Annotated in this window: 15 protein-coding genes; 8 read left to right on the plus strand and 7 right to left on the minus strand. The window is 70.1% G+C overall.

The window, feature by feature from the left end:
• The first annotated feature begins 341 nt into the window (after positions 1–341).
• The 3 genes from AB0F61_RS31830 (at position 342) to sucD (ending at position 3,269) form a co-directional block, all read left to right on the plus strand.
• Entirely contained in the window at positions 342–746 is a 405-nt protein-coding gene (locus AB0F61_RS31830) for a cobalamin B12-binding domain-containing protein (RefSeq protein ID WP_088987674.1), read from the plus strand.
• 454 nt (positions 747–1,200) lie between these two features.
• On the plus strand, positions 1,201–2,379 hold the full coding sequence (gene sucC / locus AB0F61_RS31835; RefSeq protein ID WP_357817372.1) for an ADP-forming succinate--CoA ligase subunit beta: 1,179 nt from the start codon (positions 1,201–1,203) through the stop codon (positions 2,377–2,379).
• A 2-nt stretch (positions 2,380–2,381) separates the two neighbouring features.
• Entirely contained in the window at positions 2,382–3,269 is an 888-nt protein-coding gene (sucD, locus tag AB0F61_RS31840; protein ID WP_357817375.1) for a succinate--CoA ligase subunit alpha, read from the plus strand.
• Positions 3,270–3,343: 74 nt separating this feature from the next.
• Here sucD and AB0F61_RS31845 read toward each other — a convergent pair whose 3' ends face one another.
• Positions 3,344–3,610 carry a DUF4190 domain-containing protein gene (locus tag AB0F61_RS31845; protein ID WP_179780945.1) on the minus strand — a complete coding sequence of 89 codons (267 nt, stop codon included), beginning with the start codon at positions 3,608–3,610 and terminating at the stop codon, positions 3,344–3,346.
• A gap of 198 nt (positions 3,611–3,808) precedes the next feature.
• Between AB0F61_RS31845 and AB0F61_RS31850 the strand changes: the two genes are divergently transcribed.
• A complete protein-coding gene (locus tag AB0F61_RS31850; protein ID WP_357817377.1) occupies positions 3,809–5,098 on the plus strand; it encodes a DUF6350 family protein in 1,290 nt (429 codons plus the stop codon).
• 88 nt (positions 5,099–5,186) lie between these two features.
• On the opposite strand, the gene AB0F61_RS31855 is transcribed toward AB0F61_RS31850, so the two are convergent.
• Complete coding sequence (locus AB0F61_RS31855; protein ID WP_357817380.1) at positions 5,187–5,738, minus strand: DUF4190 domain-containing protein; 552 nt, start codon at positions 5,736–5,738, stop codon at positions 5,187–5,189.
• Between the two features lie 287 nt (positions 5,739–6,025).
• Between AB0F61_RS31855 and purN the strand changes: the two genes are divergently transcribed.
• The gene (purN, locus tag AB0F61_RS31860) at positions 6,026–6,646 is read left to right on the plus strand and encodes a phosphoribosylglycinamide formyltransferase (protein WP_357817383.1); all 621 of its coding nucleotides are present in this window, start codon (positions 6,026–6,028) and stop codon (positions 6,644–6,646) included.
• Entirely contained in the window at positions 6,643–8,214 is a 1,572-nt protein-coding gene (gene purH / locus AB0F61_RS31865) for a bifunctional phosphoribosylaminoimidazolecarboxamide formyltransferase/IMP cyclohydrolase (protein ID WP_357817385.1), read from the plus strand. The genes purN and purH overlap by 4 nt, the downstream gene beginning before the upstream one ends.
• 84 nt (positions 8,215–8,298) lie before the next feature.
• Here purH and AB0F61_RS31870 read toward each other — a convergent pair whose 3' ends face one another.
• From AB0F61_RS31870 to AB0F61_RS31890, 5 genes are all read right to left on the minus strand, one after another.
• Positions 8,299–9,336, minus strand: coding sequence for a dipeptide ABC transporter ATP-binding protein (locus AB0F61_RS31870; protein ID WP_357817388.1), 1,038 nt, complete (start codon positions 9,334–9,336; stop codon positions 8,299–8,301).
• Positions 9,317–10,348, minus strand: a complete 1,032-nt coding sequence (locus tag AB0F61_RS31875) for an ABC transporter ATP-binding protein (protein ID WP_357817391.1) — start codon at positions 10,346–10,348, stop codon at positions 9,317–9,319. The genes AB0F61_RS31870 and AB0F61_RS31875 overlap by 20 nt, the downstream gene beginning before the upstream one ends.
• 7 nt (positions 10,349–10,355) lie before the next feature.
• Positions 10,356–11,312, minus strand: coding sequence for an ABC transporter permease (locus AB0F61_RS31880; protein WP_357817394.1), 957 nt, complete (start codon positions 11,310–11,312; stop codon positions 10,356–10,358).
• Complete coding sequence (locus AB0F61_RS31885) at positions 11,305–12,243, minus strand: ABC transporter permease (RefSeq protein ID WP_357817397.1); 939 nt, start codon at positions 12,241–12,243, stop codon at positions 11,305–11,307. Before AB0F61_RS31885 ends, AB0F61_RS31880 begins: the two co-directional genes overlap by 8 nt.
• A gap of 197 nt (positions 12,244–12,440) precedes the next feature.
• Positions 12,441–14,042, minus strand: a complete 1,602-nt coding sequence (locus AB0F61_RS31890) for an ABC transporter substrate-binding protein (RefSeq protein ID WP_357817399.1) — start codon at positions 14,040–14,042, stop codon at positions 12,441–12,443.
• Between the two features lie 449 nt (positions 14,043–14,491).
• On the opposite strand from AB0F61_RS31890, the gene AB0F61_RS31895 reads away from it, so the two are divergent.
• Positions 14,492–15,352, plus strand: coding sequence for a bifunctional methylenetetrahydrofolate dehydrogenase/methenyltetrahydrofolate cyclohydrolase (locus tag AB0F61_RS31895; protein WP_088950132.1), 861 nt, complete (start codon positions 14,492–14,494; stop codon positions 15,350–15,352).
• 95 nt (positions 15,353–15,447) lie between these two features.
• A complete protein-coding gene (locus AB0F61_RS31900) occupies positions 15,448–16,398 on the plus strand; it encodes a malate dehydrogenase (protein ID WP_357817402.1) in 951 nt (316 codons plus the stop codon).
• Positions 16,399–16,491: the final 93 nt, after the last annotated feature.

Genomic DNA, 16,491 nt, shown 5'->3' on the forward strand with positions numbered 1-16,491 from the left:
ACGTTAGCCAACCACCAGACGAGTCACAAGCTAGACCGCCAAATTGGCGTGTCGATCTGTCCGTTTGCGTCCGTGATTGTCACGCATCGTGACGCCGAACGGTGCCCCTGTTGCTGCCCGTTCGTCGCCGAGCGTGACCGATCCGGCGGAGTCGTCCGGCTTGACTGCGGGCCGGGTCGGACCACGCTGGGGCGGTGTGGGTCGCCCCGGTGGCCCTCTCCCGGCTGGCCGTGGTCCCGCCGGCCGGTGACGGGTTGCGGAGCCCGGATTTCAAGGGCCGGGTACGCCGGGTTACCGTTCGTTAAGGTGAAGGCCGTGAAGCCGGTGAAAGGTGTGCGCTGATGAGCTCTCGTATTCGGGTCGTCGTCGCCAAACCCGGTCTGGACGGCCACGACCGGGGGGCGAAGGTCGTCGCGCGCGCACTGCGGGACGCTGGGATGGAGGTCGTCTACACCGGCCTGCACCAGACCCCCGAGCAGATCGTGGAGACCGCCATCCAGGAGGACGCCGACGCGGTCGGCCTGTCCGTCCTCTCCGGCGCGCACATGACGCTCTTCCGGCGGGTGCTGGAACTGCTCGGTGAGCGGGATGCCCGCGACATCGTCGTGTTCGGTGGCGGCATCATTCCGAACGGCGACATTCCCGAGCTGGAAAAGCTGGGCGTCGCAAAGATCTTCACGCCGGGCGCCACCACTCAGGCGATCGTCGAGTGGGTCCGGGAGAACGTGGCGCAGCCGGTTTCCTGAGGCGCGCCGACCTGCTGCGCGAAAGGCGCGCCGACCTGCTGCGCGAACGGATTTGGGCACGGGGGAGGGGCCGGACGCACCCCTCACACGTCCGGCCCCTCTATGCACGATGCCCCGCCGCCACCCCTCGACCGACAGGGCATCGGCCGTCTCCCGTCATCGCGCTCTTCAGCGCTCCGACAAATGACTCAACGACGCCCCCACGGCCGGGTTACGCAACCAGGGCAACATCGCCCGGACGGTGGATGCGGCCCGAGTCATGGCCGCAACCGGCCGCTCCCGATGTCCGGTTGTGCATTACCGCACACCGCGCACCCGCTCGGTTGCCGGCGGTGCCGACCTCGCTAGGCTGCGGCCAATGGCCTGTTTCAACTGATGACAGGCGTCAAACTGTTTTTTGAACGCTGGTGGCGGCGCGACGGCGCGCCGCGGAGACGGGACGGGACGCGCAATCGTGGACCTGTACGAGTACCAGGGGCGGGACCTGTTCGAGCGGCACGGCTTGCCCGTGTTGGCCGGCGGCGTCGCCACTACCCCGGAAGAGGCCCGTGCGATCGCCGAACGCCTCGGCGGTCGCGTGGTCGTCAAGGCGCAGGTGAAGGTCGGCGGCCGAGGTAAGGCCGGCGGCGTCAAGCTGGCCGAGGGCGCCGAGGAGACGGTGGCCCGCGCCACCGACATCCTCGGCATGGACATCAAGGGCCACACCGTCCACAAGGTCATGATCACGGTGACCGCGGACGTGGCCGAGGAGTACTACTTCTCGTACCTGCTCGACCGGGCGAACCGCACCTTCCTCTGCATCGCCAGCGTGGCCGGTGGCATGGACATCGAGCAGGTCGCCGCCGACACCCCCGACAAGGTGGTGAAGGCCCCGATCGACGCCGTCAAGGGCGTGGACGAGGCCAAGGCCCGCGAGATCGTGACCGCTGCCGGCTTCCCGGCCGAGGTCGCCGACCAGGTGGTCGAGATCGCTGTCGGCCTGTGGCAGGCGTTCGTCGCCGAGGACGCCACGCTTGTCGAGGTCAACCCGCTGGCCAAGAACGGCGACGGCCGGATGCTGCTGCTCGACGCCAAGATCAGCCTGGACGAGAACGCCGCGTTCCGGCACCCGGACCACGAGGCGCTCGTCGACCAGGCCGCGGTGGACCCGCTGGAGCAGGCCGCCAAGGCCAAGGACCTCAACTACGTCAAGCTCGACGGCGAGGTCGGCATCATCGGCAACGGCGCGGGTCTGGTCATGTCGACCCTCGACGTCGTCGCGTACGCCGGGGAGCGGCACGGCAACGTCAAGCCGGCCAACTTCCTCGACATCGGCGGTGGCGCGAGCGCCGCGGTGATGGCGAACGGGCTGGAGATCGTGCTCTCCGACCCGGCCGTGAAGAGCGTCTTCGTCAACGTCTTCGGCGGCATCACCGCCTGCGACGAGGTCGCCAACGGCATCATCCAGGCGCTGGCCCTGCTGGAGCAGCGCGGCGAGCAGGTCGCCAAGCCGCTCGTCGTCCGTCTCGACGGCAACAACGCCGAGGCCGGCCGGGCGATCCTGGACGGCGCGAACAACCCGCTCGTGCAGCGGGTGGACACCATGGACGGTGCGGCCGAGCGGGCCGCCGAGCTGGCAGCGGCGGGGGTCTGATCATGGCTATCTGGCTGACCAAGGACTCGAAGGTCATCGTTCAGGGGATGACCGGCTCCGAGGGTTCCAAGCACACCCGGCGGATGCTCGCCGCCGGCACCAACGTGGTGGGCGGCGTCAACCCGCGCAAGGCGGGCCAGACTGTCGACTTCGACGGCACCGAGCTGCCGGTCTTCGCGTCGGTCGCCGACGCGATGGCCGAGACCGGGGCCGACGTCACTGTCATCTTCGTGCCGCCGCAGTTCACCAAGGCCGCTGTGGTCGAGGCGATCGACGCCGCGATCGGCCTGGCCGTGGTGATCACCGAGGGCGTGCCGGTGCACGACACCGCGTCGTTCTGGGCGTACAACGTGGCGAAGGGCGAGCAGACCCGGATCATCGGGCCGAACTGCCCCGGCATCGCCTCGCCCGGCGCGTCCAACGCCGGCATCATCCCGGCCGACATCACCGGCTCCGGTCGGATCGGCCTGGTCAGCAAGAGCGGCACGCTGACCTACCAGATGATGTACGAGCTGCGCGACATCGGCTTCTCCACCTGCGTCGGCATCGGCGGCGACCCGATCATCGGGACCACCCACATCGACGCCCTGGCGGCGTTCGAGGCCGACCCGGAGACCGACGCCATCGTGATGATCGGTGAGATCGGTGGCGACGCCGAGGAGCGTGCCGCCGAGTTCATCAAGGCGAACGTCACCAAGCCGGTGGTCGGCTACATCGCCGGCTTCACCGCCCCGCCCGGCAAGACCATGGGTCACGCCGGGGCGATCATCTCCGGCTCGGCCGGCACCGCCGAGGCGAAGCAGGCGGCGCTGGAGGCGGTCGGGGTCAAGGTCGGCAAGACGCCGACCGAGACCGCGAACCTGATGCGGGAGATCATGTCCGGCAACTGAGCCGGCCAGGCAACACCGAAGGGGGTCGACCGGTCACGGTCGACCCCCTTCGGCGTACGCGCGCTCGTCGCCTGTCAGTCGTTGTTCCAGAACGGGTAGTTGCCGGTCGCGCGGAGGATCGCCCCGCCGATGATGTTGATCACGCCGAACACGATGGCGAGGTAGCCGAGCAGCGGCGACTGCCCGTACCGGCGGGCGTCCCGGATGGACAGGTAACCGAAGATGATGCCCAGGATGCCGCAGCAGATCAGCCCGAGCACGATGCCCAGCACACCCCAGAGCGTGGTCCGGTCCCGTCCCCGGGCCGGTGGGGGCGGGGGCGGCGGGTATGGCGTCGTCACAGCTTCCTCCGGGCGGTCGTGGGCGGCGAGCCGGCCGGGCCATGACCGGCGGACCCGACTCGGGCGGCGGCGACTCGCGCCCCCTCTGGCCGAGGCTAGACCGGACCGGGTCGCCGGGGCCCTGCTTCGGTCAACTCGTCGCCCTTCGGATGGGTTAACGGACTGCCACCGCCCTCCCGACGTGCCAGAGTAGAGCGGATGTCCCCCGTCACCCCTGACCGTCCCAGCCGTCCCGGCGGTGTGAGCGCCGACGACCGGCCGGTCGATCGTGCCGCACCGGCCCGACGGGTGCCCGCGCCCCGCGCGGGCGGGTCGCCGCGCGGGCGGGCGCCGCTGCCCGTCGCCGCCGGGGTGGCCGCCTGCTGGGCCGCGCTCACCGCCTACCTGCCGGTCGCCCTCGTGCTCGGCCTGGTCCAGCTCGGCACGGATTCCAGCACTCTGACCAACACCCTGCGCACCGCGCTGGCCGGTTGGCTGCTCGGGCACGGCGTGCCGCTGCACACCACGTCCGGTCCGCTCGGGCTCGCCCCGCTGGCGCTGACCGTGCTCGCGTTGTGGCGGCTGACCCGGGCCGGCGTGCACGTCAGCCGCGCGATGGGCGCCCGCGACACCCGCTCGCCGCGTCGGGCGCTGCTCGCCGCGGGCGCGGTCGGCATCGCGTACGCGCTGCTCGGCGCGCTCGCGGCGGTGCTGGTCGGCACCGACGGACCGGACGTGTCGGTGATCCGGGCCGGAGCGACGTTCGCGGTTGTCGGCACCCTCGCCGCGCTTGTCGGCGCGACCCGCGTCACCGCGGTCACCCGGCTGCTCGTCACCCGGCTGCCGGGCGCGGTGCGCGACGGCGTGCGCACCGGCCTGGTGGCCGGGCTGCTGCTGCTCGGCGCGGGCGCCGGCGCGGCGGGGTTGGCGGTGGCCACCGGCGGCGGCGACGCGGCCGACATGATCGGCGCGTACCGGACCGGGGTCGCCGGGCAGGCCGGGATCACACTGGTCAGCGCCGCGTACGCGCCGAACGCGGCGGTCTGGTCGGCCAGCTACCTGCTCGGGCCGGGTTTCGCGGTCGGCACCGACACCGCGGTCCGCACCAGCGAGGTGTCGGTCGGCGCGTTGCCGGCCGTTCCACTGCTCGCCGGCCTGCCGCGAGGTCCGGTGGACGGCTTCGGCGCTCTCCTGCTCGCGGTGCCGGTGCTGGCCGGGATGGTCGCCGGCTGGTTGCTCGCCCGCCGGGTGGCTCGACTCGCCGGGCCGGAGCGGGCCCCGCAGCGCTGGGCCGAGGTGCTGGTGCCGGCGGCGCTGGCCGGGCCGGTGGCCGGGATGCTGCTCGGCATGGCCGCCGCGGTGTCCGGCGGGTCGCTCGGCGCCGGTCGGCTGGCGCAGGTCGGGCCGGTGGGCTGGCAGGTCGGGGCGGTGGCGACAGGTGTCATAGCGGTCGGCGCACTGCTCGGTGCCGCGGCCACCCGAGCGCTCACCCGGGCCCCCGCCCAGTAGGCCGGGCCGCCCAGCCGCGTCTCCGGGCGGGTGGACGAGCGCGGGGCGCGCCGGACGAATCCGGAGCGCCCCGTCGACACCGAGTTGGTCAGGCCTGGCCGGGCAGCGTGACCACCTGTGCCACGACGACAAGGATGATCAACAGGATGCCGAGCCCGACGCCGACCGCGCCGCAGATCAGGCCGGCCTTGGCCTGCCCGGCGTTGTTGGCCTGGCCCTGGGCGACCTTCTGCCGGGCGAGGTAACCGGTGACCACGGCCGCGATGCCGACCGGGATGCCCAGGTAGAAGCAGCACAGCAGCGGGATCGACGCGATACCGAGGATCATCGACACCAGGCCGAGGGTGTTGTTCTGCCCCGCGGCCTGCGGGTATCCGGCGTTCGGGTACGTCGGGCCGCCGCCGTACTGGGGCTGCTGCTGGCCGTACGGGTCCTGGTACGGCGGCTGCTGGCCGTACGGCTGCCCCGAGGTGGGCTGCTGGCCGTACGGGGCCTGCGGTGCCGCGTACGGATCCTGCTGGCCGTACGGCTGGCCGGAGGTGGGCTGCTGGCCGTACGGGGCGGCTGGCGGCTGGGGGGCGGTCGGGTCCTGGTTGGGCTGCTGGCCGTACGGGTCCTGACCGGGGTTACCGGGCTGCATTCAAAAGCTCCTTGGACTGGTTCCGTCAGTTACTGCTGTTTGTTGCCATCCATGATCGCGGTCAGTCCTCCCGATGCCCAGTGCAGCAACCGGGGGACATCCTTCCCGAAGCGCAGAAAAGGCCCTTCTCGACCAGTTCCGCGGGTCGGTCCAGCGCCGGGGCGCGGGTCGACGGGACGTTCGGCCCGAGCGAGCGGCAGCGTACCGGGTCGGTGCTCGTCGGCCCGTCGAAGATCCGCGCACCGCCCAGCGGATGGGCGTCCTGACCTGCCCGATAGGGTGGCCCGGTGACCGAGCCCGCGCCTGTCGCCCGCATCGTCGTCCTCATCTCCGGCTCCGGAAGCAACCTCCAGTCGTTGCTGGACGCCGCCGCCGACCCCGCGTACGGCGCGCAGGTCGTCGCGGTCGGCGCGGACCGCGACGGCATCGCGGGCCTGGACCGGGCCGAGGCGGCCGGGGTGCCGACCTTCGTCGAGCGGGTCCGGGACCACGACACCCGGGAGGAGTGGGACGCCGCGCTCACCGCGCACGTCGCGAAGCACCAACCCGACCTGGTCATCTCCGCCGGTTTCCTCAAGCTGGTCGGCCCGCGGTTCCTCGCCGCCTTCGGGGACCGCTACCTGAACACCCACAACACGCTGCTGCCGGCGTTCCCCGGTATCCACGGTCCGCGGGACGCTCTCGCCTACGGCGTGAAGCTCACCGGGGCCACCCTCTTCTTCGTCGACGCCGGCATGGACACCGGGCCGATCGTCGCGCAGGTAGCGGTGCCGGTGCTCGACGACGACGACGTCGACACGCTCACCGAGCGCATCAAGGAAGCCGAACGGCGCCAGCTCGTCGAGCAGGTCGGTCGGCTGGTCCGCGAAGGTTGGACCATCACCGGAAGGAAGGTCACGGTTCCGTGAGTTCCACTCAGGACGGGCGCCGCCCGATCAGGCGGGCGCTGGTCAGCGTCTACGACAAGACCGGGCTGGTCGAGCTGGCCCAGGCCCTGCACGCGGCCGGCGTGGAGATCGTGTCCACCGGCAGCACCGCGGGCACCATCGCCGCCGCCGGGGTACCGGTCACGCCGGTGGAGACGGTTACCGGTTTCCCCGAGGTGCTCGACGGCCGGGTGAAGACCCTGCACCCGAAGGTGCACGCGGGTCTCCTCGCCGACCTGCGCAAGGACACGCACGTGGCGCAGCTCGACGAGCTGGGCGTGGCGGCGTTCGACCTGCTGGTCTCCAACCTCTACCCGTTCCAGGCGACAGTCGCGTCCGGCGCCGGCGTCGAGGAGTGCGTGGAGCAGATCGACATCGGTGGCCCGGCCATGGTGCGGGCCGCCGCCAAGAACCACGCCTCGGTCGCCGTGCTCACCGACCCGGCCGGTTACCCGGCGCTGATCGGCGCGCTCGGCGAGGGTGGCTTCACTCTGGCCCAGCGTCGCGCGCTTGCCGCCCGGGCGTTCGCCGACATCGCCGAGTACGACGTGGCGGTGGCCCGGTGGTGCGCCCAGGAGTTGGCACCCGCCGACGACTGGTGGCCGCAGTTCGCGGGGCTGGCGCTGCGCAAGTCGACAGCGCTGCGCTACGGCGAGAACCCGCACCAGCCCGCCGCGCTCTACACCGACCCGGACGCCCCGGCGGGGCTGGCCCAGGCCGAGCAGTTGCACGGCAAGGAGATGTCGTACAACAACTACGTCGACGCGGACGCCGCCTGGCGGGCCGCTAACGACTTCGCCGACCAGCCGGCGGTGGCGATCATCAAGCACGCCAACCCGTGCGGCATCGCGGTCGGCGCGGACGTGGCCGAGGCGCACCGCAAGGCGCACGCCTGCGACCCGGTGTCGGCGTACGGCGGCGTCATCGCTGTCAACCGGCCGGTGTCGGTCGAGCTGGCCCGGCAGGCCGCCGAGATCTTCACCGAGGTGGTGGTCGCCCCCGGCTTCGACGAGGGCGCGGTCGAGGTGTTGCAGGGCAAGAAGAACGTCCGGCTGCTGCGGGCACCGGCCTGGAAGCCGGCGCTGGTGGAGTTGCGGCAGGTGACCGGTGGCGTGCTGGCCCAGGTCGCCGACCGGGTGAACGCCCCCGGCGACGACCCGGCGAGTTGGCGGTTGGCGACCGGCGAGGCCGCCGACGAGGAGCTGTTGCGGGACCTCGCGTTCGCCTGGCGGGCGGTCCGCGCGGTGAAGAGCAACGCGATCCTGCTCGCCAAGGACGGTGCCACCGTCGGGGTCGGCATGGGTCAGGTCAACCGGGTCGACTCGGCGCAGCTCGCGGTCACCCGCGCCGGCGCCGACCGGGCGAGGGGTTCGGTCGCCGCCTCGGACGCGTTCTTCCCGTTCGCCGACGGCCCGCAGATCCTCATCGACGCCGGAGTCCGCGCCATCGTGCAGCCCGGCGGCTCCATCCGCGACGAAGAGGTCATCGCCGCGGCCAAGAAGGCCAACGTAACGATGTACCTAACGGGAACCCGCCACTTCTTCCACTGACCCGGCGTTGATCATGGGGTTGACGGGCCGGCTCGTCCGGCTTGTCGCCCGTCAACCCCATGATCACCGTGGTGGGATGGCCGGTCAGGCCGGGAGGGCTGGGCGGAGTTCGGCGAAGTGGCAGGCCGACGGGTGCGGGTCGGCCGCTCTTGGGACCGTTGCCGGGTCCTCCACTGCGCAGATGTCCTGGGCCTTCCAGCACCGGGTCCGGAAGTGGCACCCGCTCGGCGGGTCGGCCGGGCTCGGCACGTCGCCGACCAACCGGATCATGTTGCGCTGGTCGCGGGCCTCCGGGTCCGGGACCGGCACCGCGGAGAGCAGAGCCTGGGTGTACGGGTGGGTGGCCCGCTCGTAGATCTCGTCCTCGGTGCCGATCTCCACGATCCGGCCGAGGTACATCACCGCCACCCGGTCGGCGATGTGCCGCACCACCGACAGGTCGTGGGCGATGAAGATGTACGAGAGCCCCAGCTCGTCCTGGAGCTGCTTGAGCAGGTTGATCACCTGGGCCTGGATGGAGACGTCGAGCGCCGACACCGGCTCGTCGCAGACGATCACGTCGGGCTTCAGCGCCAGGGCGCGGGCGATGCCGATGCGCTGGCGCTGACCGCCGGAGAACTGGTGCGGGTACCTGTTGATGTGCTCCGGGTTGAGCCCGACCAGGTCGAGCAGCTCCTGGACCCGCTTGGCCTTGCTGCCCTTCGGCGCGGCATCCGGGTGGATCTCGAACGGCTCGCCGATGATGTCGCCGACGGTCATCCGCGGGTTCAGTGAGGTGTACGGGTCCTGCATCACCATCTGCATGTTGCGGCGGACCCGACGCAGCTCACCCCCGGAGGCCTTGAACAGGTCCCGGCCTTCCAGGGTGGCCCGGCCGGAGGTGGGCGTCTCCAGTCGCATCAGCAGCCGGGCGAGGGTGGACTTGCCGCAACCGGACTCACCGACCACGCCCAGCGTCTCGCCCCGCCGCAGCTCGAAGCTCACCCCGTCGACGGCCTTGACCGCGCCGATCTGCCGCTGGAAGAGGACGCCCTGCGTGATCGGGAAGTGCTTCACCAGGTTGTCGACGGAGAGGATCGTCTCGCCGCGGACCTTCGTGGGGTTAGCGGGCGACGCTGTCATCACGGACCTCCTGCGCGAAGTGGCAAGCGCTGGTCCGGCCGTCGCCGAGGACCAGGTCGTGCGGTACGACGTCCACGCAGACCTGCTGGACGTACGGGCACCGGGGGTGGAACGGGCAGCCGGACGGGATGCGCATCAGGTTCGGCGGCAACCCCTTGATCGTCGACAGTTCCGCACCCCGGACGTCCAGGCGCGGGATCGACTCCAACAAACCCTTCGTGTACGGGTGGGCGGGCGCCTTGTAGAGCGAGCGCACGTCGGCGTGTTCGACGATCCGGCCGGCGTACATGACCGCGATCCGGTCCGCGACACCGGCGACCACACCCAGGTCGTGGGTGATCAGGATCATCGCCATGTTGCGTTCCCGGCGCAGGTCGGCCAGCAGGTCCATGATCTGGGCCTGCACTGTCACGTCGAGCGCGGTGGTGGGCTCGTCGGCGATCAGCACCTTCGGGTCCAGCGCCAACGCCATGGCGATCATGACGCGCTGCCGCATGCCGCCGGAGAACTGGTGCGGGTAGTCGCCGATCCGCTTGGCGGCCCCCGGGATCTTGACCAGGTCCATCAGCTCGATGGCGCGCCGCCGGGCGTCGGCCCGGGACATCCCGGCGCGCTGGCGCAGCGTCTCGCCGATCTGCCAGCCGACCGGAAACACCGGGTTCAGGGCGGAGAGCGCGTCCTGGAAGATCATCGCGATCTCCGTGCCGCGTACCTGCCGACGCTGCTCCTCGGAGCGGGTGAGCAGGTCCTGACCCTGGTAGAGGATCTGGCCGGAGCGGACGAACGCCGGTGGGGTGTCCAGGATGCCCATGATCGCCTGAGCGGTGACCGACTTGCCCGAGCCGGACTCGCCGAGCACGGCAAGCGTCTCGCCGGCGTCCAGGTGGTAGGACACGCCGTTGATCACCCGGGCTACGCCCTCGTTGGTGCGGAACTCGACGTGCAGGTCCCGCAATTCCAGCAGGTGGCCGCCCTCGGGCGTGACGGAGGCGGGTGTGGGTTGGACGGTCATGAGTTTCTCACCGCAGCTTCGGGTCGAAGGCGTCACGGATCGCGTCGCCGAGCATGATGAACGCCAGCACGGTCAGCGCGAGGAATGCCGACGGGACGATCAGCGGCGTGGCGGCCTCCCGCATGTGGATGCGGCCGGTGTCGATGTCCTGACCCCACGAGATGGTCGGCGCCTTCAGACCGATGCCCAGGAAGGAGAGCGTCGCCTCGGCCGCGATGAACGAGCCGAGCGCGATGGTCAGCACGACGATGACCGGGGCCAGCGAGTTCGGCAGGATGTGCCGCCACATGATCCGGCTGTTGCCGGCGCCGAGCATCCGGGCCGCCGCGACGTAGTCCTGCTCCTTGGCGGTGATCACCGAGGAGCGGACCACGCGGGCGGCGGTGGTCCAGCCGAGCAGGGCCAGCACGAAGACGACAGCGCCGATCCGAGCCCACTGGTTGTCGCTGGACACCCGCTTGAGCAGCACGATCGCGGCCAGCAGCAGCGGGATGCCGAGCACCACGTCGATCACCCGGGAGAGCACCGCGTCGACCCAGCGGCCGAAGTAACCGGCAAGCATGCCGATCACCAACGCGATGATCCCGGTGCCGAGCGCGGCGAGCGCGCCGACCAGCAGCGAGGCGCGGGTGCCGTAGACCGCCCGGGAGTACGTGTCGCAGCCCTGGAAGTCGTACCCGAAGATGGCCCCGCCGGACGGCCCGGCGTGCTGCCGGGAGAGCAGGCAGTCGTTCGGGTTGTTGGCGGTGAACACGCCGGGGAGCAGCGCCATCAGGGTGAAGATGACGACCAGCGCCAGCGAGATCCAGAAGATCGGATTGCGGCGCAGGTCGCGCCAGGCGTCGCCGGCCAGGCTGCGGGGCTTGTTCGCGGCGCCGACCTGGTTGGGCGTGCCCGGCTCACCCGAGGGGCCACGCCGCGCGGCCTGGTTCTCGGTGGCCGCCACCGTCTCAAAGTCACTCATAGCGGATCCTCGGGTCGAGTACGGCGTACAGGACGTCCACCACCAGGTTCGAGAGCAGGTAGACCACGACGAGCACGCTGACGATGCCGACCACCAGGGGGCCGTCTTCGGTGCGGATGCCGCGGAAGAGGTTGAAGCCCACGCCGGGGATGTTGAAGACGCCCTCGGTGATGATCGCGCCGCTCATCAGGTTGCCCAGTTCCACGCCGAGGAAGGTGACCACCGGGATGAGCGAGTTGCGCAGGACGTGGACGACGACGATGCGTCGCTTGACCAGGCCCTTGGACCGGGCGGTCCGGACGTAGTCCGCGCGCAGGTTCTCCGCCACCGAGGCCCGGGTGAGCCGCAGCGCGGTCGCCAGCGACAGGGAGCCGAGCACGATGCCCGGCAGGAGGAGCGCGTAGAACGTCGGGTCGGAGCCGGCGGTGGGTGGGAAGAGCTGCCACCTGACGCCCAGGAAGTACTGCGCCAGCGGTGCCAGCACGATGGTCGGAATGCCCAGCACCAGCAGGGTCAGCACCAGCGTCGAGTTGTCGAAGATGCTGGCCCGGCGGATACCGGCGAGCACACCGGCGGTGACCCCGAAGATGATCGCCACGGCGAGCGCGATGAGCGCCAGCCGGACGGTGACCGGCCAGGCCTGCTGGAGGATGTCGCCGATGTTCCGACCGGTGAGCGACTCGCCCAGGTTTCCCTGGAGCAGGTTCTTCACGTAGTCGAAGTAGCGGTAGAAGAAGCCGCCGACCCCGGTGGCGTCCAGGTGGTACTTCTCGGTCAGGTAGGCCCGTTGGGCCGGCGTCACCGGCCGTTCACCGGCGAGCGCCTGGATGGGGTCGCCCTGCCCGGCGAATGTCAGCGCGTAGACGATCAGGGTGGTCCCGAAGAACGCCAGGACCATCTGCAGTAGGCGCCGCAAGATGTAGCGGAACATGCTTAGCAGTCTCTCCGGAAATGTGCGAAAGGGTCGCAGGACGGCATCTCTGGTCGTACCCGAAATATCCGAGACGTGCCGTCCGGCCCGGGGAAGCCTGCACCACCGATGCCGGGTCCGCTACCCGCGACCCGGCCCCGGTGGTGCGGTCGGGCCACCCGGGCGTCGTCGCCCGGGTGGCCCGCACCATGGTCAGCTCAGCTGGCCGCTTCGATCTTGACGAGGTTGACCCGCTGGAACAGGTCCATCTCCACGTTCTTGACCTTGGACGAGTGGCCGAACACGTTCTCGCCGAAGCGGAGCGGGATCACCGGCATGTCCTTGGCCAGGATGTCCTCCGCCTGCTGGTACTTGGCGATCGCCTCGTCCTGCGTCTTGGCGGCGGCACCCTCCTTGACCAGCTTGTCGAACTCCGGGTTGCTGTAGCCGTAGTAGTTCGACGAGCCGTTGGTGCTGTACAGCGGGCCGAGGTAGTCCTCCATGGTCGGGTAGTCCATGACCCAACCCATCCGGAACGCACCCACCGGCTGCTTCTTCTCGACCTTGGTGAGCAGGTCGGCGAACTTCGGCTCGGCAACGCCGACAGCGTCCACACCGAGGTTGGCCTTGAGCTGGTTGACCGTGGCGTCGACCCAGTCCTTGTGACCGCCGTCGCCGTTGTAGGAGATGACGATCTTCGACGGGCCGCCGGCGGCCTGGTAGAGCTTCTTGGCCTCGGTCGGGTTGAACTGGCCCGCCGCGCCAGTGGTGTTCTCCCGGTAGCCCGGCAGGACCGGCGAGACGAAGGAGCGCGCCGACGTCTGCGAGCCCTTGAAGACCGACTTGGTGATCTCGTCACGGTCGATCGCCATCGAGATGGCCTTACGCACGTCCGGCTTGCTGTAGTCCTTGTCGAACGTCGGGAACGCGAGGAACTGGAACGACGACATCGGGCTGGTCTGGTACCGGTCGCCCAGGTCGCTCGGCGCGGTGCTCAGGCTCTCGGTCGGGATCGTCGGCAGCACGTCCAGGTTGTCCGCCTGAACGTCCGCGTAGGCCGCGGTGAGCTGCTGGTAGATCCGGAACTCCACGTCCTTGACCTTGGGCTTCTCGCCCGGGAACGCGTCGTAGCGCTCAACATCGATCTTGCTGTCGTGCTGCCAGGTGCCCTTCATCTTGAAGGGGCCCTGCCCGATCGGCGCCTGCTCGTAGCCGTCCTTGAGCACGCCCGGAGCCGAGAACGCGGCGTCCGGCAGCGGGAAGAACGCGTTGTAGCCCAGCGTGGTCTTGAAGTCGATGTACGGCTCCGACAGCGTCACGGTGAACGTGGCGTCGTCGACCTTCTTCAGCCCGGACAACTCCTTGGCCTTCGGTGCCTTGCCCTGGAGGTCCGCGTAACCAACGATCTTGTCGAAGAACGCGTTGGTGTCCTGACCGTTGGGGGCGTACGCGCCGTAGTTCCAGGCGTTGATGTAGTTCTGGGCCGTGACCTTCTCACCGTTGTGGAAGGTGAAGCCGTCCTTGAGCTTGATCGTCCAGGTCTTGTTGTCGGACGAGGTCACCGACTGGGCCGCGACCTCGTACGGCTTGTTCTGGGCGTCGTAGTCGACGAGCGGGCTGAACAGGCCGGCGAGCACCTGCGACCCGGACGTCTCGGTGGTGTTCGTGGGAACCAGGTGCTTCGGCTCGGCGATCTGAATGCTGACCGCCGACGTGCCGCTGCCGCCGGATCCACCGTCTCCGCCGCTGCCGCAGGCCGCGAGGCCCAGCGTCACCGCGAGCGGGAGGGCGGTCCAGGCGGCGAGTCTACGAACTCGCATTGAGCCTCCTCATCTCCTCACGCTGCGCAGTCAGGCCCGACGCTGGGTTACGCTGCGCAACAAGCGGCAACGGTAGGTCGAGGGTCAGCCTTCGGCAACGAGGCGGTTGCGGGTGGGTAACGGTCCGGCACCTCCGGGCTTGCTGGCAGCCGACCGATCTGCTAGCGGAATGCGGTTCAAACATCTCCGAACTGCAAATATTCGGTCGACCGATGCGCCTGTTGGGCCAGGATCAGTCATCCTGATGCACTCTCGGCCCGCCGTCCGGTCCCTGCCACCCTCCGCCGCCGTGTCTGGTTCAGCGGTGACGGATTCCACTGCCTGTCACTGAGAGTGACTAGCGCCACCTTACGGAAAGTCACATGTTGTCGACGGCGGCCAACCGGTGGCGGGGTCGTCCAGGTGAGGTCGTCCGAACGCCGGGGCGGCGGCCGTGAGACGATCTGGTCGTGACGGCGACGCTTCTGGACGGCAAGGCAACCGCGGCGGAGATCAAGGACGAGCTGCGGATACGGGTGAAGGCACTCGCGGAACGCGGCATCACCCCCGGGCTGGGCACGGTCCTGGTCGGCGCGGATCCGGGCAGCCAGGCGTACGTCAACGGCAAGCACCGCGACTGCGCCGAGGTGGGCATCGCCTCGATCCGTCGCGAGTTGCCCGCCGACGCCACCCAGCAGCAGGTCGACGACGTGCTGGCCGAGCTGAACGCCGACCCGGCGTGCCACGGTTACATCGTCCAACTGCCGTTGCCGGCCCACCTCGACACCCAGCGGGTGCTGGAGTTGATCGACCCGGACAAGGACGCCGACGGCCTGCACCCGGTCAACCTGGGCCGGCTCGTGCTCGGCTACGACGGCCCGCTGCCCTGCACCCCGCGCGGCATCGTCGAGTTGCTCCGCCGCCACGACGTGGCCCTGCGTGGCGCCACCGTGGCCGTGGTCGGTCGGGGCAACACCGTCGGCCGACCGCTCGGCCTGCTGCTCACCCGCCGCAGCGAGAACGCCACGGTCACCCTCTGCCACACCGGCACCCTCGACCTCGCCTCGCACACCCGGGCCGCCGACATCGTCATCGTCGCGGCCGGCGTACCGGGCCTGCTCACCGCCGACATGATCAACCCGGGTGCGGTAGTGGTCGACGTCGGCATCACGCGTGTGATCGGCGCGGACGGCAAGGGCCGTTACACAGGTGACGTGGACCCGGAGGTGGCCGAGACGGCCGGCGCGTTGGTCCCCATGCCGGGCGGCGTGGGTCCGATGACCCGGGCCATGCTGCTCACCAACGTCGTGGAGCGCGCGGAGCGCGGTTGAGGTGTAGGGCCGTAACCGTCCGCCCCTGGCCCGATCGGTGCCAGGATGACTGATACGGTCCGGAAAACCGACTGGTATCAGGGAGTGGGACGACCATGGGTAAGAAGGTCACTGTCGTCGGGGCTGGCTTCTACGGCTCCACCACCGCACAGCGCCTGGCCGAGTACGACGTCTTCGACACCGTAGTGATCACCGACATCGTGGAGGGCAAGCCCGCGGGTCTCGCGCTCGATCTCAACCAGTCGCGGGCCATCGAGGGCTTCGAGACCAAGGTGGTAGGTGTCACCACCGGTCCCAACGGTGAGGGCTACGAGGCCATCGAGGGCTCCGACGTCGTCGTGATCACCGCCGGTCTGGCGCGCAAGCCCGGCATGAGCCGGATGGACCTGCTGGAGACCAACGCGAAGATCGTCCGGCAGGTCGCCGAGAACGTCGCCAAGTACGCCCCGAGCGCCGTCGTCATCGTGGTCTCCAACCCGCTTGACGAGATGACCGCGCTGGCGCAGCTCGCCACCCAGTTCCCGAAAAACCGGGTGCTCGGCCAGGCCGGCATGCTCGACACCGCCCGGTTCAGCAACTTCGTCGCCGAGGCGCTGAACGTGCCGGTGGCGTCGGTACGCACGCTGACCCTGGGCTCGCACGGCGACACCATGGTCCCGGTTCCGTCGAAGAGCACCGTCAACGGCAAGCCGTTGCGTGACGCGATGCCGGCCGAGCAGATCGAGGAGCTGGTCGTCAAGACCCGCAACGGTGGCGCCGAGGTGGTCGCGCTGCTCAAGACCGGTTCGGCGTACTACGCCCCGTCCGCCGCCGCGGCCCGGATGGCGAAGGCCGTCGCCGAGGACTCCGGCGAGGTCATGCCGGTCTGCGCCTGGGTCGACGGTGAGTACGGCATCTCCGGTGTCTACCTCGGGGTCGAGGCCGAGATCGGCGCCGAGGGCGTCAAGCGGGTCGTCGAGACCGACCTGGACGCCGACGAGCGCGCCAGCCTCCTGGAGGCCGCCGAAGCCGTCCGCGCCAAGCAGGGTGACATCTCCAGCATGTAGTTCCCAGAACCACGCCGAAGGGCGCGTCGGCAACCGCCTCTGACCCGCGTCGCTCGCCGCGCTCGTCGCTCGCCGCGCCCGTCGCGGGGGCGC

Source organism: Micromonospora sp. NPDC023888, assembly GCF_040639415.1.
Classification (GTDB): domain Bacteria; phylum Actinomycetota; class Actinomycetes; order Mycobacteriales; family Micromonosporaceae; genus Micromonospora.

Bases quoted from the DNA above. Each gene is read 5' to 3' on its own strand.
- AB0F61_RS31830 (WP_088987674.1), top strand. From the start codon at position 342: ATGAGCTCTCGTATTCGGGTCGTCGTCGCCAAACCCGGTCTGGACGGC.
- sucD (WP_357817375.1), top strand. From the start codon at position 2,382: ATGGCTATCTGGCTGACCAAGGACTCGAAGGTCATCGTTCAGGGGATG.
- AB0F61_RS31850 (WP_357817377.1), top strand. From the start codon at position 3,809: ATGTCCCCCGTCACCCCTGACCGTCCCAGCCGTCCCGGCGGTGTGAGC.
- AB0F61_RS31855 (WP_357817380.1), bottom strand. From the start codon at position 5,738: ATGCAGCCCGGTAACCCCGGTCAGGACCCGTACGGCCAGCAGCCCAAC.
- AB0F61_RS31870 (WP_357817388.1), bottom strand. From the start codon at position 9,336: ATGACAGCGTCGCCCGCTAACCCCACGAAGGTCCGCGGCGAGACGATC.
- AB0F61_RS31875 (WP_357817391.1), bottom strand. From the start codon at position 10,348: ATGACCGTCCAACCCACACCCGCCTCCGTCACGCCCGAGGGCGGCCAC.
- AB0F61_RS31880 (WP_357817394.1), bottom strand. From the start codon at position 11,312: ATGAGTGACTTTGAGACGGTGGCGGCCACCGAGAACCAGGCCGCGCGG.
- AB0F61_RS31885 (WP_357817397.1), bottom strand. From the start codon at position 12,243: ATGTTCCGCTACATCTTGCGGCGCCTACTGCAGATGGTCCTGGCGTTC.
- AB0F61_RS31890 (WP_357817399.1), bottom strand. From the start codon at position 14,042: ATGCGAGTTCGTAGACTCGCCGCCTGGACCGCCCTCCCGCTCGCGGTG.
- AB0F61_RS31900 (WP_357817402.1), top strand. From the start codon at position 15,448: ATGGGTAAGAAGGTCACTGTCGTCGGGGCTGGCTTCTACGGCTCCACC.